This window comes from Alteromonas sp. S015 (genome assembly GCF_036864485.1).
Lineage (GTDB): Bacteria > Pseudomonadota > Gammaproteobacteria > Enterobacterales > Alteromonadaceae > Alteromonas.
Window position 1 is genome coordinate 759,853 of sequence record NZ_JAZETO010000001.1, and the last position, 19,912, is coordinate 779,764.

The window sequence follows — 19,912 nt, forward strand, 5'->3', positions numbered from 1 at the left end:
GAGCGCCTAAGATTTTGAAAGTCGTACCACCACGCGCCTGTTCTGGGCGCGGTTCTCTCGTGTATCATTTGGCGCAATATGACGTTTCTCACCATGGCCTATTAACTGAATTCTATCTTCAGGCACACCTAGCGTAGTCAAATAGCTTTTTACTTCGTTGGCTCGTCGAATAGACAACTGTTCGTTATTGTAGCGACCGCCGTAGCTATCGGTATAACCATCAAGAAGTACAAGCTCAAGTTCACTGTCTTCTTTTAGGTATTCACCTATCATAGTTAAACGCTTTTGCGAATATTTGGTCAACTCTGTGCTGTTGTTTTGATAAGACAATACCGTGTAGGCAATGTCATCAAAACCAAAGGGAAGCAGGTTCGACACGCATTTTACAAATTCACGATACACGCCTGAAAAATTACTGGCGTTTAACGCCACGCTTACTTGGTCGTATTTGTTGTACCAATCTTGGTAGTAAATAGTGGGCCAAAAACCTTTCTCTAATTCAGACAGCATAGTCCATGCAGCATCTTGCGGTAAGTCACCATTGTACTGTTTGCGAAGAGACATATCGGCAATGGTTTTAGGCGCAACGCCAGGCATCCATTTAGGTGGTACAGAATAAACTGCGGCCATGTCGAACTTGTTAGGCAACAAGTGCATGTCCAGTTCAAATTCCATATTAAGCTGCTTCGATGCCGTGCTCGTAAACATAGCTTCCCCATAACCCGGCAATTCGTGATTGAGAGTACACTGAAGACGGGTGTCGCTATCTATACGCCAGTTAGAGCTTTCTATGGTCGCAGAATATTGCCGCATTGCAGCGTGGGAAGACAATGACCCCACTATCCCCAATAGAGCGATATATCTTAGTTTCGACACCATTTCGACACCATAATAAAAATCAGACTAACACAGCTAAAGGCTAACGATACGCCCACAGATTACTAAACGTAATGGATCAAGTTAGGTCACACAATAAACAAAGTGTATCCAACGATATTTTACGCTTAATATAATTATCGTCCAAATTGTAGAAAAGTTTAGCGCTTAATACCATTCGATATCCTCACTTTTATTACTTTCCCTGATTTAACAGTTCATAAATTGAAACTGGCAACTGGAAGGTATCCTTGCGATAATTATTTTACGCAATATGCTTCGCAGGTTGGTACACAATTTTTTTTACCAGCCAATTTACGCAATCGAGTCTTACAAGAGTGTTTATGTCTGCCAATCCGCCCCTTCTTTCCCAGCGCTTTCGAGGTTACTTTCCCGTTGTCATCGACGTTGAAACAGCCGGATTTAATGCAGGCACTGACGCCCTGTTAGAATTAGCCGCAGTAACAGTAAAAATGGATGAAAATGGTATCATCCACCCAGATCAAACCTTTCATTACCACATTGACCCGTTTGAGGGCGCTAACCTAGAACCCGCTGCACTGGAATTTAACGGCATAGATCCAAGTTGCGCGTTGCGCGGCGCCATTGAAGAGAACGAAGCCATGAAGGACTTATGTAAAGGCATTCGCAAGGCACAGAAAAATGCAGACTGTCAACGTTCAGTTATTGTTGCGCACAATGCGACATTCGATCAAAGTTTTGTTAACGCAGCGATAGAACGCTGCAATATAAAACGTACGCCATTTCACCCGTTTGTTTCCTTCGATACCACTAGCCTTGCGGGCCTTGCTTTAGGTCAAACCGTTTTAGTAAAAGCCTGTCGTGCAGCGGGCATTGAATTTGACCAAAGTGAAGCGCACAGTGCCCTGTATGACGCACAGAAAACGACTGAGCTATTTTGTTATATGGTAAATCGTTACAAAGCGTTAGGCGGCTGGCCTGTGGAGAATAAGGAGTAATATTATGCGGACTGGTATATACAAAAACAGCGCCGAAAAGCGCTGTTTTTATTATATGTTTTAAACTTGGTAGCTTATAGCTTATCTGCTTCTTCAGATAGGTACTTAGCCACACCTTCAGGTGACGCATCCATACCCGCTTTACCTTCAGTCCAACCCGCTGGACACACTTCGCCATGCTCTTGGTGGAATGCTAACGCATCAACCATTCGAAGCATTTCATCAACGTTACGGCCAAGTGGAAGATCATTAATTACTTGGTGACGTACCATGCCTTCTTCGTCGATTAGGAATGAACCACGGAACGCTACGCCATCTTCTGGATGCTCAACATCGTATGCCTGACAGATGGCATGTTTAACGTCGGCGACAAGGGTGTACTTAACTGGACCAATACCACCTTGATTTACTGGCGTATTTCTCCACGCATTGTGTGAGAACTGAGAGTCGATCGAAACACCAATGACTTCAACACCACGCTTTTTGAACTCGTCAAAACGCTTGTCAAACGCAATAAGCTCTGACGGGCATACGAACGTAAAATCTAGCGGGTAGAAGAATACAACAGCTTTTTTGCCCTTAATCGCTTCGCTTAGCGTGAAAGAATCAACAATTTCACCACTACCAAGTACCGCAGCTGCGGTAAAGTCAGGCGCTGGACGGCCAACTAATACACTCATGAGTCTCTCCATTTATATTGGATTGTAATAATAGAAGCGATTACGTTGCGCAACCGCTTTGAGAAGTAATTTCCTTCCCAGAAAATAGGTACTAATATGAAAATAACAATATTAGACAACGAGTTTTTTACTGTTCATACCAATAACTGTTTAACACCTCGCCACACTGTTCAATGTTTCTTCAATTACCTTGTATTAAATTTGTCATTATCCACTTGCCAAAGTAAAGAATAACAATTATTATCATTTACAGATTCATTTGGAGTACGTTTAATGTTTGTTTGCATGTGCTATGGAGTAACTGATAAAAGCATTCGCGCTGCCGTTGAAGAGAATGGTGTGGGAAATATGCGAGAGTTACGTCAACATTTAGAGCTTGGCTCACAATGCGGTAAGTGCATCAACATGGCCCAGCAAATCATTGACCAAACCATCATCGACGAATCGTTATTCAAAAATGTAGGCTAGTTAACGCTTTATAGACTTTTTTACTTAGCGGGCACATACGTTCATGTGACCTACTAGCAACTCGCAGTGCGACGTTGGCTCGCCTCTAAAGTAATTTCCTTTTCAAGTAGTGCAATTACTGTTCATTATTTAAACGTATACTCAATGCCTGCATAATAAAATGCCCCATTAATCCCCCCTGGTGACGTTGGTGGGTAGAGTGCTCCAACTTCCCCCATAAAAGGATTCTCGTCTGGTAACGCGTCAAACAAATTCTGCGCTCCCAATGTAAGCTGGGTGTCAGGTAATATCTTCCAAGCCAATTGAGCGTCAAATGTAGTTAGCGCACTGCCATAAATATCTAGACCTGCAGATGCGTCAAGATGATCTTCATAGAACTTTCCGTAGTAGTTAAATCGCCAAGTGAATGCCCACGGGCCTTTTGATTGCTCAAGCGTAATACTGCCTCGATGAGCAGGCAGGTTGTCTTCTAACATGCGTATTCGTGCCTCGGTTAGGTTTGGCTGAAGCTGTACTTCGCTACCTGTTAAAACCGGATAAAGCGTGACGCGCTCTACTTGTGTATCCGTCCAGTTGTAGGCAAGAAGTAAGGCGTTTGACCAGTCATCTAAAGCAAAACTGTAGTTAATGACTAAATCGACACCTTGGGTCTTTGTATCAAAGTCATTCGTAAAATATTTAGCTGAATTGTACCTCGACGCATCGGGACGACCTTGAGCAATAAGTGTATTGATGTCTTCATCGGTCAACGGAATGCTAGAAGTTGTACTAATACGATCGGAAAGACGAATGTTAAAATAATCGAGCGTAGCAAAAAAAACCTCGCTGGCGTTCATAACCAAACCAAAGCTATAGTTTAACGATTCTTCAGGGGTAAGTGCTGTCGCCCCCAACTGTACAGAGATAAGGTCAGTGGGTGGTAACGTCGCTTGGTCTTCCAAGCCATTAAGACCATAGGCCGTAGTCACGTTTATAACGTTGCTTTGTCCTACTGTGGGTGCCTTAAAGCCTGTATTTACTGAGCCCCGTAGTGCAAAAACATCATTTAATCTATAGCGAGTGCTTAACTTGCCGTCGAAGGTCGAACCGAAATCACTAAAATGCTCTGCGCGTGTGGCAACACCAAACTGCCATGCTTCGGTAACATAGAACTCCAAATCGGCGTATACAGCCCAATTACTTCTGCTCCAATGCCCAGCGCTTTGAGGCTGATACCCAGGAAACCCATTGGAACCGATAGAAAACCCCTGGTTCAACCCAATTGGAGGCTCTAATGCGAAAGGCCCCGCAATATATGACGCTTCATCTCCGGCTTTCTGAAAATAGGTTTCTTTGCGCCATTCAAAACCCATGGCAATACTAACAGGATCATCGAAAATAGCTTGAATGAGTTTGTTAAAATCTAAGTTAAACGTCCGCTCTACTTGCGACACGCCACCGGGCGAAAACGACGTTGGCGTTTGAGGTCCGAGCGATGGATTAACCGTATTAGAAATGGCGTACTCAATGTCGCTGTACCCCAATGTGGCACTAGCATCCAAGGCCCAACCATTGGACATTTCGTGCTTAATCCCCATCACAACGGAAGCATCCGTTATTGTTCCCCCAAAACGGGGCGTGAAGCCACCAGGAAACCACTCGTTAAAAGCAAAACAGTTTGCACCCAGCGCTGTTGTGTTATCTGCAATTAATTGGTAAGCGGGGTCCAGCAACACGTTACTGTTGGACAATAAAATGGAAGGACAAGCAATACCGCTCTCCAGTCCATCTAAGTCGGCAACTATCAGACGGCTTTCCCCTGTAGTAGGGTCGGTACGACTAAACACTCCCTCTCGTGCTTGTGGGTTGCGATAATAAAAGCCACCATTGATTTCTCTTCTAGCTGCGGTGGCAAAACTATAAAATTGCGATGTAGAAGATATGTCAGCGCCTGCATTTAGCGCTAGTTTAATATCTTCGTTCACGTCGAGAGCTCCCCACACTTGAGACGGTGAGGCAATAAATATATTGCCTTGGTCAATAAGGCTTTGAGCGTCGAAACGCTGTACAGAGCGCGACGTACCATTTTGATGACGATATTCTGCCGTTGCGTTTAAAAAGCCATTTTCTCCAATCGCGAAACCTTTATTCAGCTGTACCTGAAACAATTCACCATCGCCTTCACTGTACCCGCCGACTTTTAGCGCAACCTGACCACCTTTTCTGGCATCTTTGAGTACGAAATTGATCACGCCTGCAATAGCGTCTGAGCCATACTGGGCTGCTGCACCATCTCGCAATACTTCTACTTGCTTCAACGCATAAGCAGGAATAACCGATATGTCAGGCCCTTGAGCACCGTCAGATAAGCCTCCGCCTAAAAAGGTTATTACTGCCGAGCGGTGACGTCGTTTTCCATTAAGCAGCAGCAATGTATGATCTGAAGACATGCCTCGCAGATTCGCCGGCCTTACCAAACTGCTAGCATCATTAATGGGCTGATCGTTCACATTTAGCGAAGGAACCATCACACTCAACATGGAAAGTACGTCTGAATTACCCTGTGATTTAAGGGTTTCTGAACCAATTACGTCTAAGGGAACGGGTGAGTCAACAGCGCTTCGAGGTGAATTCCGAGTACCTACAACGGCTATTTTTTCAAGCCCATTGCTCCCCTCATCTACCTTCTTTTGTATGTTTTCTTGCTGCTTACCCTTGGCTACTAAAGACGCGCGAGAGCGAATACTCAACGCCCCACTCTCGTCAGTAACCACCGCTAGTGGTGTTCCTTCAAGGAGTTGTGACAGCGCTTCATTTAATGTGAACGTACCTTTTAGCGCGTTCGTTTTCACTTTCTTTGCTAAGTCGAAAGGAAACAATAGCGTAGTATTAGCTTGTTTGGCCAGCTCAGTAAGGGCTTCGTTAGCATTTTGCGCAGGTATCGAAAAACGGTATGCATCGGATTTTGGTATCGCTTGCTCCTTGGGGAGGGCAAAACTCTCGCTTTGTGCATATAGATCTTGCGTTGGTGCAAGAAAAAATAAGACGCCAGAAACTACGTACAACGGTGAAATTAACGAAAAATGGAGAGGTTTACGCGTTCTATTTTTCGAAAGACAGTGAGCCGAACACGCAAGGGCATGCAGCTTTTCTATTGCCTTTATGGGTTGCTTACTCATCGCAAAATTGCTGTATTGCAAGATATGAAATCGGTGTGCTTATAATTTTAATTATATTGTCATATTAGAGAAATTGATGCCAACTACGAATAATAGAAAGCACTATCTTTCAGAGAAATTTAACTTTTCGCTAGTTTGAGCTCAATACTTGTTTCAGTAACTTTTTCGTAGTTGATGTTGAAGCTGCTTTTAAGTGCAGACAATAATCCCTCTATATCGCCAACTTTGAAATAACCTGCTACACGTCGCTTGCGCAGACTTTCATCGGAAATGTTGAAGCGAACGGGGGTGTAGCGGCCAATTTCCGCTAGTACTGCCTCAAGCGGCTCACCTTTAAATACAATCATACCTTGCTGCCACGCTAAATCGTCGTCGATGTCGTTTTGAGACATATTTTCACGGGCTTCCACTCTCCCCTGTACAGTGGCCTTTTCACCTGCGAACATGAGAAGCCCCTCTTCAGCAACAAGACGTTTTGTGAAAAGCGACTCGTTGGAAGATGAAGCCTTGAATCGGTCTTTAACTAAGACCTTCCCTTCGGTAACCACTAACTCGAATGCGTTATCATCAACGTATTGCATATTAAATGCGGTTCCAACAGCGGTAACGGTATTATTCCCCGCAGTAACAGAAAACGGACGAGATGTGTCGTGAGCCACTTCAAAGTGCGCTTCACCTTTCAATAATACGATGTTGCGTGCCGCTGAAGAGAAGTCTACGGTAACGATAGAGTCAGTGTTTAGATGAAGCTTAGAGCCATCAGCTAACGTTACGTTTTTCTGTTCGCCAACACCGGTTTGTACCTTTTGTGTTACCGCTGCGAATTCAGGGGTGCTATTTAGCCACGTGCGCTGAACCACTACCCCAACAGCGATTGCCATCACTAAAAATGTGGCAGCGATACCCCAAACTGCAGTTTTTGACATGAAAGGCTTTTTTAACGAGTGACGAGAAGTTTGCTGCGGAAATAAACCGCTCAATTCATTCAACACTGACATGTCATCCCACAAGCTAGCAGCATCTAGCAACGCTTGGCGGTGCGCATTACTCTCCGACAACCACGTGTCTAGTTCCATCTTTTCGTCACTTTTTAGTCCGCGATCGAGGCGGCTTATCCATAAGCATGCTTGCTCTTGGATGTCTTCTTTGCTTGAAAACTGGCGAATATTATTCATATTAACTTTGGTTTATGTCCTGAGTCGCATTTGCAGTGGCACGGGGAGATACATTGTCTTTTGATAGCTCAGCTAAATATCTAGAGCACATCATTAAACCTTTAGCGACATGCTTCTCTACGGTGCTCTCGCTCAGCCCCACAAGCTCAGCAATCTCTTTTTGTCGCAATCCATATACTTTTTTAAGTAAAAATACACGTTTTACATCGGCAGACAGCGTGTCTGTTGCTCGGCAAAAATGAATGAAACGCTCTTTACTCTCTACATTTTTTTCTAAACTGTGCCCTACCAGCTCATAAGGCAAAATATCCATGTCATCCAGCTGCTGCTTATTTTTATTCTCTGCTTTTGCAACATGATTTAACGCTAAATTTCGCGCTGTTTTGAGCATGTATGTGCGCTCGTATTGTATTTCCTGCTTTAATTCTGCTTCGTAACTTTTTATAAAAGCTTCTTGAACGATATCTTCAATGTCATCGGTGCCAACAATAGACCCTACCGCACGCATTAACTTTGAGCGATATTTTAAAAAGGTTTCAGCTACTGTCGACTTTCTCGTCATAATAATAAATGTTGTGTGTTTCGTTTTGCTTACATTGGCATCAATAATGCCCGCTTTTTCGTTCTTTTTCACCTAATAAAATAAAAGGGGGCTAATGCCCCCTTAACTTTGAAACATCAAGTGAAAGTTTGGTTTATAGATAATTGCTTACCTACTAAAACGTGTAAACACCTCTAAGATAATAGAAGCCACCGTTAATCCCAATTGGCGAGGTTGTTGGATACAACGAACCTGCAATACCGGCATACTGCGTATTCTCATCAGGGTATTCATCAAATGCGTTTTTCGCACCTACCGTTACCGTTAACTGCTCAGTGAAGTTGTATGCTACTTCAAGGTCTACGGTAATCTCTGAACCCACATTATCAATTGGAAGAGCAGAGTCTAAGTGGTCCTCAAAGATACTGCCGTAATAGTTCATACGAGCAAGGAAGCGCCAGTCACCATTCGTGTGATTCGCTGTAGCACTGTAACGAACCGCAGGTAGGTTATCTTCCAGCATGCGAATACGCTCAGCTGAAATATTATCTGATGCCCGGTCTACTTCTGTCGACGTCCAGTTATAAGCAAGTGAAAACTTGGTTTCGCCGCCCATCATTTCCATTGCGTAGTTCGCTACAACGTCTACACCTTCAGTCGTTGTATCGAAGTCATTCGTAAAGAAACTGATCTCTTGGAAGCTAGACGCATCGTTAATACCTTGCGCAAGCAGTGCTGCAATATCATCTTCGGTTAGCTCGATACCAGACGCTGTACTAATACGGTCAGTCAGCTCGATGTTGTAGTAGTCCGCAGTAATGAATAGACCATTATCGAAGTCTGCTACTATACCAAACGTGATGCTTTCTGACTCTTCAGGCGTTAGCTGCTCACCACCTTTAAGCTGAGATACAGGATCGGTAGGAGGTAGCGTTGCACGGTCAATCAACTCACCACCTGTTCCGAATGCAGTTGTTACATTACGTACATTACTTTGACCAAGCGTTGGCGCTTTAAAGCCTGTAGAAAAGGCACCACGGAAAGCAATGTTCTCAAGAGCTTGCCAACGAAAAGCAATCTTACCTTTGGTTGTATTGCCAAAATCAGAGAAGTCTTCGTATCGTAGCGCACCGGCTAGCATGAAGTTTTCTGTGATGTAGGCTTCTGCATCAATATACAGCGCGATGTTGTTGCGGGAAACACGGCCTTGGCTATTGGCCGCCAAGCCAGGGAAACCATTTGAGCCAATGCCAAAGCCCTGTGTCGCCAGCGGACCTATTTCATAAGAGGCAGTATCACCTGCAAAGCTCTCATAACTTTCGTTGCGATATTGAAAACCTGTCGCTACGAATAGCGGTTCATACAAACCAACATCGAAAGGTTTTGTAAAATCAATATCAAGGGTTTGCTCAGACTGCGTATAGCGACCTGGGCTAAATTCTGTTGGTGTTTCCGGGCCTAACGACGGGTTGATGGTGTTGCTAATAGCAAAGTCAACCTCGTTCTGGCCAAGGTTCAAACTCACGTCGTAGGTAATATCATGGTCAAGCTCGCCTTTCGTACCAAAGACAAGTGACATATCCGTAACCGTACCGCCGAAACGAGGCGTAAAACCACCAGGCAACATTTCATTAAATGCGAAACAGTCTGGGTTGTTTGCTACTTGGTTTATATAGGTAGAGTTTTCTAATACATTATAACCTTGGTAGCTCGTATTGCCGTTGATTATTTCCCCTGCGCGTATTCCCGTAGGACAGTTACCTGACATGTTACCCGTTAAATCACCGACAAGTAGCAACTGGTAACCTTCATTGACATCACCGTCTTCATTTCTAGTAAGAACGCCGTCACCATTGATATCGGCTTCCTCAAAACCACCATCGTTCACACCACCACGGTTATGCGGGTTACGGAAGTAGAACCCTCCTTCAACTTCACGCTCAGCATAGTTACCAAACATGTAAGCTTCCGAGGTAGCAGAAAGCTCTATGCCCGCATTAGCGAAAAGTTTGATGTCGTGTTTAATTTCAGGCGAACCCCAAATTTGCGCAGGATCTGCAACAAAAGTATTACCCGCAGCTATCAGTGCAGCAGCATCGTCACGCTGTACACTGCGAGACGTGTCATCAGCAGTACGATATTCAGCTGAAAGATTGATGAAACCTTTGTCAGATAGCGGTAGACCCACGTTACCTGACAACTGAATCATGTCGCCATCACCTTCGTAGTAAGAGCCATAGCGCGCTTCAAATGAACCGCCTTCCGACGCATCATTAAGAACGAAGTTAATTACACCAGCAATTGCATCTGAACCATATTGCGCTGCTGCACCATCACGTAGGACTTCCACCTGCTTAAGTGCCGCCGCAGGAATAACAGAAATATCAGGGCCTTGTGCACCGTCTGAAAGACCGCCACCTAGGAAAGTGATAACTGCAGAACGGTGACGACGTTTACCGTTTACAAGCACTAACGTGTGATCCGATGCCATACCGCGAAGGTTAGCAGGACGAACTAGCGTTGAAGCATCGTTGATCGGCTGGTCGTTTACGTTAAAAGAAGGTACGACAGTTTGCATCATAGATACCATATCGGTGGCACCCTGCTGCTTAAACTCTTCGTCCGAAATAATATCAATTGGCACCGCTGAGTCAGCGACCGAGCGAGGCGCTGCACGTGAACCAACTACCGCAATTTGTTCAAAATCTTCGGCCTTAGCACTCTCTTCAGCTTCTTGCGCATAAACAGGTGCAGCGGCCATTACTGAAAACGCAGCTGATGCAGCTAATACGCCACGCACGCTTTTAGTCAATAAAGACAAGGTTGTATTCATGGTGGTTTCCCGGAGTTTCTCTGAGACGCCTTCAGCGTTTTAAATACATCAAAAAGTGCTCAGAGTAGTTGTTATTTTTTACCTTCAACACTGACTCATTTGCGGTCAGATGGTGTTTTTTATAGAACGCAAGATATTAAAAAACAAACCTTTTTCGACAAAATAAAAATATTTTTTCACTCCGTAGAGGATTTTAATTTCTGACCTGTCTATATAACTTTTACGGGAATAAAAGTGCGGGATTTTTGGCGGGTTTTAATAAAAAAAGCCGACTATAAGCCGGCTTTTAAATCGTTTTTTACAAACCTAAAGGTTTGTGCATGGAAACAAGATTTACTCTGCTTCTTTGTACTTTGCAGCCGTTTCTTTAATGAGCGGTTGAAGCTCGTTTTGTTGGAACATTTCAATAATGATATCGCAACCGCCTACAAGCTCACCTTCAACCCATAGTTGCGGGAATGTCGGCCAGTTTGCATATTTTGGTAGTTCTGCGCGGATGTCTGGGTTTTGAAGAATATCTACATAAGCAAATGGTTCGCCACATGACATCAACGCTTGCGATGCTTGTGAAGAAAAGCCACAGCTAGGTAGTTTAGGAGAACCCTTCATATACAACAAAATTGGGTTTTCTTCGATTTGCTGCTTGATTCTATCTAGCGTTGATTGATTTTCAGTATTATCCATTTGATTCCTCTGAGCACAAAAGTGTATTCCCAGTTAGATGGGAATGCATGAATGATTTATCAAGGGAAAGGGTATCATAATTTTATGTTTAATTACCCATAGCTGAATTGATCTTTTCAACCTCTGGATCGTTATCTACCCATACATTGCAATACAAATTAGTGGCACATTTTAACTTTTGAAAAAAAATTCACATTTTTGTCATTGAGTTATAGGACTTTATCCCCACATTTGGGATATGCTTTAGCGTCTAAAGCAGTATATTGAACATAGAATTAATATGCACTTATTGAACAGGCGAAGATAAGTGGGCTTTAGACTACAATACTAAACCAACATGGAGACCGTCATGGCTTTTGAATTACCAGCATTACCATACGAACAAAATGCACTAGAACCGCATATTTCTGCTGAAACGCTTGAATACCACTATGGCAAGCACCACGCTACTTATGTAACTAAGCTTAACGGCCTAGTTGAAGGTACTGACATGGAAAACAAAAGCCTAGAAGAAATCATCAAATCTTCTGACGGCGGTGTTTTCAATAACGCAGCGCAGGTATGGAATCACACGTTCTACTGGCACTGTCTAAGCCCGAATGGCGGCGGTGAGCCAACAGGCGCGTTAGCAGAAGCTATCAACGCGAAGTGGGGCTCATTCGCAGACTTCCAAGCAGCATTTAACGATAAAGCGGTTAACAACTTCGGTTCAAGCTGGACGTGGTTAGTTAAAACTGCAGACGGCAGCCTAGATATCGTTAACACAAGCAACGCGCAAACGCCTATTTCTGGCGACGACCTTACGCCAGTGCTTACTGTTGACCTTTGGGAACACGCTTACTACATCGACTACCGCAATGCGCGTCCTAAGTACCTAGAAAATTTCTGGGCGCTGGTTAACTGGGAATTCGCAAGCAGCAACTTTGCATAAGCCAAAGACTGAAGCGTTAAGCGCCTTGCGCTCTTAACAGCGTAAAGTATCAGTTACAAAAAGCCCCGCTTGGAAGCGGGGCTTTTTGTATGCACTGTTGTTCATTAAGTGACACTAAATTCTTATTAAAGTTGCATTTTTCATTAGACGAAAAGATTAAAAACTATACACATTAATTACTATCGTTTTCCCAAATACCGACTAAGCTGAAATTACGGGGTTCCGTATTTAAGGGGTATTCATGGGTATTTTTGAACACTATCAAAGTCGCTATGAAGAGCGAAAACAGGAAGAGTTCACCATTGGGGAGTTCCTTGAAATTTGTAAAGAGGATCAAACCGCTTATGCAAATGCAGCAGAACGTTTGCTACAAGCTATTGGTGAGCCTGAATTAATCGATACTGCCAACGACCCGGCACTTAGCCGCATTTTCTCAAACCGCGTTATTTCTCGTTATCCAGCTTTTTCAGAATTCTATGGCATGGAAGAAGCCATAGAACAAATTGTCTCTTACCTTAAACACGCCGCACAAGGTCTTGAAGAGAAGAAACAAATTCTCTATTTGCTCGGCCCAGTGGGTGGCGGTAAATCGTCACTGGCGGAGAGACTTAAAGAACTAATGCAGCACGTACCTATATACATGCTGAAAGGTTCGCCTGTTAATGACCATCCGTTCTGTCTGTTTGACGTCAAAGAAGATGGCGATATTTTGCAAAAAGAATACGGTATTCCTAAGCGCTACTTAAAAACGATTATGTCACCGTGGGCGCGCAAACGTTTACATGAATTCAATGGCGATATTACCCAATTTAAAGTGGTTCGCGTTTATCCTTCAGTGCTCGACCAAGTAGGTATCGCTAAAACTGAACCCGGTGATGAAAACAACCAAGATATTTCATCGCTGGTCGGAAAAGTCGATATTCGCCGCTTAGAGCAATATGCACAAAACGACCCTGACGCTTACAGTTATTCAGGATCACTGTGTAAAGCCAATCAGGGTCTGATGGAGTTCGTTGAGATGTTCAAAGCACCGATTAAGGTGCTGCATCCACTTTTAACCGCTACCCAAGAGGGTAATTACAACCCAACAGAGGGCTTTTCTGCCCTGCCCTTCGACGGGCTTATACTTGCACACTCGAACGAATCTGAATGGCAGTCGTTTAGAAATAATAAGAATAACGAAGCCTTCCTTGATAGAGTGTACATTGTCAAAGTGCCGTATTGTTTGCGCGTGAGTGAAGAGATTAAGATCTACAAAAAGCTACTGGATAGCAGCGAGCTTAACGGCGCGCCCTGTGCGCCAGACACGCTAGAATGCTTAGCGCAGTTTACTGTGTTATCGCGCTTGAAAGAGCCAGAGAACTCCAGTCTATTTTCTAAAATGCGAGTGTATGATGGCGAGAGCCTGAAGGATACCGACCCTAAAGCTAAGTCATATCAAGAATACCGCGACTACGCTGGTGTCGATGAAGGCATGGAAGGGCTATCCACCCGCTTTGCATTTAAAATTCTCTCTAGGGTTTTCAACTTCGATCATCAAGAAGTGGCGGCAAATCCGGTTCATTTGTTTTATGTATTGGAGCGTCAAATTGAACGTGAGCAGTTCCCTCAAGAAACCGCTGATAAGTATTTGGAGTTTTTGAAAGGCTACCTCATTCCTCGCTACGTGGAGTTCATTGGTAAAGAAATTCAAACGGCTTACTTAGAATCCTATTCTGAGTATGGGCAAAACCTGTTTGACCGCTATGTAACCTATGCTGATTTCTGGATCCAAGACCAGGAGTATCGCGACCCAGAAACCGGACAGCTGTTCGACAGAGCGTCATTGAATGCTGAGTTAGAAAAAACAGAGAAGCCTGCAGGCATAAGTAACCCTAAAGACTTCCGTAACGAAATCGTTAACTTTGTTTTGAGAGCACGTGCAAATAACGGCGGTAAAAACCCAGCTTGGACCAGTTACGAGAAACTTCGCACCGTGATTGAGAAGAAAATGTTCTCTAACACGGAAGACTTACTACCAGTTATTTCTTTCAACACCAAAGGCTCTGCAGAAGAGCAGAGAAAACACGACGACTTTGTAAACCGTATGACCGAGAAGGGATATACGCAAAAACAAGTTCGGTTGCTGTGTGAATGGTACCTGCGCGTACGTAAAGCGTCATAACGCTTTAGCTACGTGGTTTTAGCACGTGCGCTCACTCGCTTTAAAACGGGTATTTGTAGTTCACAAAAAACAAGCAGGTGTGTATGGCACATTTTATTGACCGAAGGTTAAACAGCAAAGGTAAGAGTACGGTAAACCGCCAACGCTTTATCAAGCGCTACAAACAGCAGATAAAGCGCGCTGTATCCGATGCAGTGGGCAAACGTTCTGTTACTGACTTAGATTCTGGCGAACAAATTAGCATTCCAGCCAGGGATATTTCTGAACCTATTTTTCATACCAGCCGCGGCGGTATTAGAGATATTGTCCACCCTGGCAACGACCAATTCACTGCGGGTGATAAAATTGACAGGCCGCCAGGCGGCGCTGGTCAGGGCGCAGGTGAAGGCGATGCAAGTAATGAAGGCGAAGGCCAGGATGAATTCGTATTTTCTATATCCAAAGACGAATATCTAGACCTACTTTTTGAAGATTTAGCGCTTCCCAATTTAAAGAAAAATCAATTTGATAAAGTCACCCAATACGAAACCTACCGCGCAGGTTACCAGACCGATGGCGTGCCGAGTAATCTGGACATTGTTCGCTCGCTCAAAGGCTCTGTTGCACGACGTATAGCGCTAAGCGGCAGTGATAGACAAAAATTAAGAGAGCTTGAAGAAAAACTTGCACTGCTTGTAGAAGACAAGCACGACAATACATTAGCTATAAATGCATTAAAAGAAGACATTGAGGCACTTAAAGCAAAAATCGCCCGAGTGCCTTTTATCGACACCTTCGATTTGCGCTTTAAGAACTATGACCAGCGCCCGCTTCCCTCAAGCAAAGCCGTAATGTTTTGCTTAATGGATGTGTCTGGCTCTATGGACCAAGCCACCAAAGACATGGCTAAACGGTTTTATATCTTGCTGTATCTATTCTTAACGCGTACCTACGAAAACGTAGACGTGGTGTACATTCGTCATCACACGCAAGCAAAGGAAGTGGACGAGCATGAGTTTTTTTACTCTCAAGAAACCGGCGGCACTATTGTTTCAAGTGCATTGAAGCTAATGGATGAAGTCGTTCGCGAGCGCTACAGCGATGGAAATTGGAATATCTATGCTGCACAAGCGTCAGATGGCGATAACTGGGCTGATGACTCGCCCCAGTGTCGTGACTTGCTTACCGCTAAACTGCTACCCGCAACCCGTTACTATGCCTATATCGAAATAACCGAGAGGCAGCACCAAAGTTTGTGGCGTGAATACGAGAAAGTGGCCACCACTCACGACAACTTTGTATGTAAGCACATACAAACACAGGCCGACATCTACCCTGTGTTCAGAGAGCTATTCAAACGCTCTGAACAAGATGCGCAGCAAGGAGCCTAAAATGACAACCGACGCAATGGCAAAAGAAAACAGCAAATCTGAACCATCAAGGTGCCATTTATTAAGCGATGGGCCCGACTGGACATTTCCGCTTATCGAAGAGTACGAGCTGCATATTGATCGCATCGCTAAAAAATTTAAGTTAGATACCTACCCCAATCAAATTGAGGTGATCACCGCAGAGCAAATGATGGATGCATACGCCAGCATAGGCATGCCGCTTAACTACACGCACTGGAGCTTTGGCAAAAAGTTTATTCAGACTGAGCAACAATACCGTCGCGGGCAAATGGGGTTGGCTTACGAAATTGTCATTAACTCTGACCCCTGCATTGCGTATTTAATGGAAGAGAACACCATTACCATGCAAGCGCTCGTTATGGCTCATGCGTGCTACGGTCACAACTCGTTCTTCAAAGGCAACTACTTATTTAAAACCTGGACCGATGCCAGCTCTATCATCGACTACCTAGTATTTGCTAAAAACTACATTGCTAAATGCGAACAAAAATATGGATTTGATGAAGTCGAAAATATGCTCGACTCGTGCCACGCGCTAATGAATTACGGCGTTGACCGATACAAACGCCCGCAGAAAATTTCGTTACAAGAGGAGAAAAACAGACAAGAAGAGCGCGAGGCCTACCTGCAATCGCAAGTGAACGAACTTTGGCGCACCCTGCCAAATAGCCCGCATAGCAAACACAAAGAAAAAATTCGTTTCCCCCAAGAACCGCAAGAAAACCTGCTTTACTTTATTGAAAAAAACGCACCTTTACTTGAACCTTGGCAACGTGAAATTGTGCGTATTGTACGGAAAGTTTCGCAGTATTTTTATCCGCAAAAACAAACCCAAGTAATGAATGAAGGATGGGCCTGTTTTTGGCACTATCACATTCTAAATGAGATGTATGACGAGGGTTTGGTCAGCGACCGCTTCATGATGGAGTTTTTGCACAGTCATTCAAGCGTCGTTATGCAGCCAGAGTACAACAGCCCTTATTACTCTGGCATCAATCCGTATGCGTTAGGCTTTTCCATGTTCATGGATATTAAACGGGTGTGTCAGTCTCCCACTGAAGAGGACTATAAATATCTTCCAAGTATTGCGGGAAAAGACTGGCTTGAGACCGTGCATTTCGCCATGGAAAATTTTAAAGACGAAAGTTTTATCAGTCAGTTTTTATCGCCTAAAGTTATTCGCGACTTTAAGTTATTCGCCCTTGAAGATGACACCACCAAGCCCTTTATTGCGGTGAGCGCTATTCATGACGAAATGGGTTATCAAATTATTAAAGAGAAGCTGTCTGCTCAATACAATTTGAGTAATTTAGAACCCAACATTCAGGTACATAACGTTGATGTGAGAGGCGACCGTTCGCTTACTCTTCGCTATATTCCTCAGCGAGGGATTCCGCTAGGCGATTCAAAAGATGAAGTTATGCGCCACCTGCACAGGCTGTGGAAATTTGATGTACGTTTAGAGCAAGACAATGGTGATGATGGTATTGACGTGATATCAGAGTGTAAACGTGCACCGCAGGCGTAAGCCTGCGGTCAGCCATCAGAACAAAATTTTACGCCGCCTTTGCACTTTCCATTTCTTTTCTGGAACACAGTAGCAATGACAGTGCGCCTATTGCTGCAAAAACGGCTGCAGTAACGAACGTCTCATAGGCGTTAGTGCCTTGCTGCCACTGCTGCCCTGCCATGTAGTTGCCAAAGGCGCCACCTAATCCAAACGCTATACTGATGTATACCGCTTGCCCTCGGCTTTGATACGACTTCGGCAGGAACTGGTGGATAAAATGCACCGATACCGCATGGGTTAAACCAAAGCTTAGGGCATGAATAAGTTGGCTCAACACAATCACCATAAAGGTATCAGCAAACGCCGCCATGACGTACCAACGTAGCCCTGTTAGCGCAATACTCACAAATAGTAGGTTCCATACGCCAAACTGACTGATAAGCCGGCGGGCGATAAGAAATATTCCTACCTCAGCCAATACACCTAGCGCGATAAAGATGCCAGTTTGTTGGCCGCTGTAATCAAGGTCGCGCATGTAAAGTGCGAAAAAACCGTAATAGGCTCCAAAACTGATTTGCAAACATGCAGAAGCAAAGATAAATACCGCAAAAGGTTTTTGGTTTGCGAATTTCCAAATACTTCCCACCGCAGAACTCTCAGGCGCAGACTCATTCGGTGCGCGTATAAATAAAGTACTGATGAATAAAAGCGCCAGCACAAAAATACTCGCATGTACGGGCGTGTCGGTAGAAAAAATATCCAAGGCCTTTCCCACACCGACCGTCAAACAAATAAAGCCAATGCTCCCCCAGAGCCTTATTTGCCCATACGTTGCATTGGTTTTCGCCACCGTGTTCATGGTAATAACTTCAAGTTGAGGCAACACCGCTGTCCAGAACATCATCATTAATCCGAAAGCAAGCGTAAGCCCCCAAAAGCTGGTGAAGTAAAACACTGAACTGAACGTCACTACAGTAAGCAAGCAGCCTAAACGCATTACGCCGATGGCATTACCCGTTTTGTCGGCCACGCCCGCCCACAGGCCAGGCCCTAAAATACGCGCTAACGTTATAACGGCAAAGAGTTCACCGATTTCAGCCGAGGTGAAGCCTCGCCCGTCGAGGAAGATCCCCAAGTAAGGTACGAGTACGCCAAGCTGGCCGAAGTAAAGCCAGTAGGTGATAGCAAGAATAAAGAGACCGGTTTTGCTGCTTGCTGTGCTAGCAGAAGTGTTTTTGGCATCGTTTAGGCCATTTTGTGACAATTCACATCTCCATATGCAAAAACGCCACTGGCGCAAAACTGACAGTGGCGATGAGTGAAAATCGTTCGTGCAACATACTTTAGTGCTGCGCGTTTTTGTAAACCGAGTGAATGTAGCAGTGTTAATGTAGCAGTGTTACGATTAAATAACGCTACACCTGACCCGCAATGGGTTTCGTGGTCGATAGCACACCGGCATTTTGCGCGCGGTGGCGCAGCAAGTGATCCATCAATACCAGCGCCAGCATGGCTTCGGCAATAGGTACAGCACGAATACCTACACACGGGTCGTGGCGACCTTTGGTGACAATATCGATTTCTTCATTATCTTTATTAATAGTTTTACCCGGGACCGAAATACTCGAGGTCGGCTTTAGCGCCATGTGTACTTCAATATCCTGACCGGTAGAGATGCCGCCTAGCACGCCACCTGCATGATTAGATGTAAATCCTTCAGGAGTAAGCGTGTCGCGGTGTTCACTGCCTTTTTGATTTATAACATCAAAGCCATCACCAATTTCAACGCCTTTCACGGCGTTAATTCCCATCATGGCGTGGGCGATTTCAGCATCTAGTCTATCGAAAACCGGCTCGCCTAGGCCTACAGGCACATTCTTCGCTACAACCGATACTTTTGCGCCAATGCTATCACCAGACTTTTTAAGGTCACGCATGTATTCGTCCAGCGCATCTAACTTAGACTCATCTGGGCAGAAGAACGGGTTAGTGTTAGTCACAGTATGGTCAACTTTATCTACCGTTACCGGGCCAAGCTGAGACAAATAACCTAACACTTCAATACCGTGTACTTCTTTAAGGTACTTTTTCGCAATACCACCTGCAGCTACGCGAATAGCCGTTTCACGTGCAGACGAACGCCCACCACCGCGGTAGTCGCGGCTACCGTATTTTTGATCGTAAGTATAGTCGGCATGACCAGGGCGAAAACGGTCTTTAATATTGCCGTAATCTTGACTTCGCTGGTCTTTATTTTTAATCAATAGACCAATGCTAGTGCCAGTTGTTTTGCCTTCAAATACGCCAGATAAAATTTGTACTTCATCGTCCTCTCTTCGCGCCGTGGTATAGCGTGAAGTGCCTGGTTTGCGTCTGTCTAAATCAACCTGAAGATCGTCTTCTGTGATCTCAAGTCCTGGAGGACAACCATCTACCACGCCGCCAATTGCAACGCCGTGGCTTTCACCAAACGTGGTTACAGTGAAAAGTTTTCCGAAGCTGTTACCTGACATAATTAACT

The 19,912-nt window shown here is 44.5% G+C and carries 15 protein-coding genes; 6 read left to right on the forward strand and 9 right to left on the reverse strand.

Translation table 11 applies throughout. From position 1 onward, the window contains the following. Nucleotides 1–6 precede the first annotated feature (6 nt). Nucleotides 7–879: a flagellar protein MotY gene (locus V7R42_RS03290; protein WP_334018789.1), complete on the reverse strand. Its 873-nt coding sequence runs from the start codon at nt 877–879 to the stop codon at nt 7–9. Nucleotides 880–1,220: 341 nt separating this feature from the next. Here V7R42_RS03290 and rnt point away from each other — a divergent pair, with 341 nt between their 5' ends. Further along, the gene (gene rnt, locus V7R42_RS03295; RefSeq protein WP_334018790.1) at nt 1,221–1,856 is read left to right on the forward strand and encodes a ribonuclease T; all 636 of its coding nucleotides are present in this window, start codon (nt 1,221–1,223) and stop codon (nt 1,854–1,856) included. Nucleotides 1,857–1,930: 74 nt separating this feature from the next. Here the strand turns inward: rnt and V7R42_RS03300 are convergent, their stop codons facing one another. Further along, a complete protein-coding gene (locus V7R42_RS03300) occupies nt 1,931–2,536 on the reverse strand; it encodes a peroxiredoxin (RefSeq protein ID WP_334018791.1) in 606 nt (201 codons plus the stop codon). Between the two features lie 273 nt (nt 2,537–2,809). On the opposite strand from V7R42_RS03300, the gene V7R42_RS03305 reads away from it, so the two are divergent. Further along, complete coding sequence (locus V7R42_RS03305; RefSeq protein WP_334018792.1) at nt 2,810–3,004, forward strand: bacterioferritin-associated ferredoxin; 195 nt, start codon at nt 2,810–2,812, stop codon at nt 3,002–3,004. A 125-nt stretch (nt 3,005–3,129) separates the two neighbouring features. Here the strand turns inward: V7R42_RS03305 and V7R42_RS03310 are convergent, their stop codons facing one another. The 5 genes from V7R42_RS03310 to V7R42_RS03330 form a co-directional block, all read right to left on the reverse strand. Further along, nucleotides 3,130–6,162: a TonB-dependent receptor gene (locus V7R42_RS03310; RefSeq protein WP_334018793.1), complete on the reverse strand. Its 3,033-nt coding sequence runs from the start codon at nt 6,160–6,162 to the stop codon at nt 3,130–3,132. Nucleotides 6,163–6,281: 119 nt separating this feature from the next. Continuing rightward, nucleotides 6,282–7,337 carry a FecR family protein gene (locus V7R42_RS03315; RefSeq protein WP_334018794.1) on the reverse strand — a complete coding sequence of 352 codons (1,056 nt, stop codon included), beginning with the start codon at nt 7,335–7,337 and terminating at the stop codon, nt 6,282–6,284. 1 nt (nt 7,338) lies between these two features. Further along, nucleotides 7,339–7,971, reverse strand: coding sequence for an RNA polymerase sigma factor (locus V7R42_RS03320; protein WP_334018795.1), 633 nt, complete (start codon nt 7,969–7,971; stop codon nt 7,339–7,341). Between the two features lie 82 nt (nt 7,972–8,053). Then, nucleotides 8,054–10,711: a TonB-dependent receptor plug domain-containing protein gene (locus V7R42_RS03325; RefSeq protein ID WP_334018796.1), complete on the reverse strand. Its 2,658-nt coding sequence runs from the start codon at nt 10,709–10,711 to the stop codon at nt 8,054–8,056. 333 nt (nt 10,712–11,044) lie between these two features. Continuing rightward, nucleotides 11,045–11,395, reverse strand: coding sequence for a Grx4 family monothiol glutaredoxin (locus V7R42_RS03330; RefSeq protein WP_014948765.1), 351 nt, complete (start codon nt 11,393–11,395; stop codon nt 11,045–11,047). Between the two features lie 349 nt (nt 11,396–11,744). Between V7R42_RS03330 and sodB the strand changes: the two genes are divergently transcribed. The 4 genes from sodB to V7R42_RS03350 all read left to right on the forward strand — a co-directional run bounded on the left by sodB (nt 11,745) and on the right by V7R42_RS03350 (nt 17,409). After that, nucleotides 11,745–12,326 carry a superoxide dismutase [Fe] gene (sodB, locus tag V7R42_RS03335; protein WP_014948764.1) on the forward strand — a complete coding sequence of 194 codons (582 nt, stop codon included), beginning with the start codon at nt 11,745–11,747 and terminating at the stop codon, nt 12,324–12,326. 241 nt (nt 12,327–12,567) lie between these two features. Next, the gene (locus V7R42_RS03340) at nt 12,568–14,490 is read left to right on the forward strand and encodes a PrkA family serine protein kinase (RefSeq protein WP_334018797.1); all 1,923 of its coding nucleotides are present in this window, start codon (nt 12,568–12,570) and stop codon (nt 14,488–14,490) included. An 83-nt stretch (nt 14,491–14,573) separates the two neighbouring features. Continuing rightward, entirely contained in the window at nt 14,574–15,860 is a 1,287-nt protein-coding gene (locus V7R42_RS03345; RefSeq protein ID WP_334018798.1) for a YeaH/YhbH family protein, read from the forward strand. Between the two features lies 1 nt (nt 15,861). Continuing rightward, nucleotides 15,862–17,409, forward strand: a complete 1,548-nt coding sequence (locus V7R42_RS03350) for a SpoVR family protein (RefSeq protein WP_334018799.1) — start codon at nt 15,862–15,864, stop codon at nt 17,407–17,409. Nucleotides 17,410–17,437: 28 nt separating this feature from the next. On the opposite strand, the gene V7R42_RS03355 is transcribed toward V7R42_RS03350, so the two are convergent. Together V7R42_RS03355 and aroC are read right to left on the reverse strand one after the other, a co-directional pair. Further along, entirely contained in the window at nt 17,438–18,655 is a 1,218-nt protein-coding gene (locus V7R42_RS03355) for an MFS transporter (protein ID WP_334018800.1), read from the reverse strand. Between the two features lie 151 nt (nt 18,656–18,806). After that, nucleotides 18,807–19,904: a chorismate synthase gene (gene aroC, locus V7R42_RS03360; RefSeq protein ID WP_334018801.1), complete on the reverse strand. Its 1,098-nt coding sequence runs from the start codon at nt 19,902–19,904 to the stop codon at nt 18,807–18,809. Between the last annotated feature and the right edge of the window lie 8 nt (nt 19,905–19,912).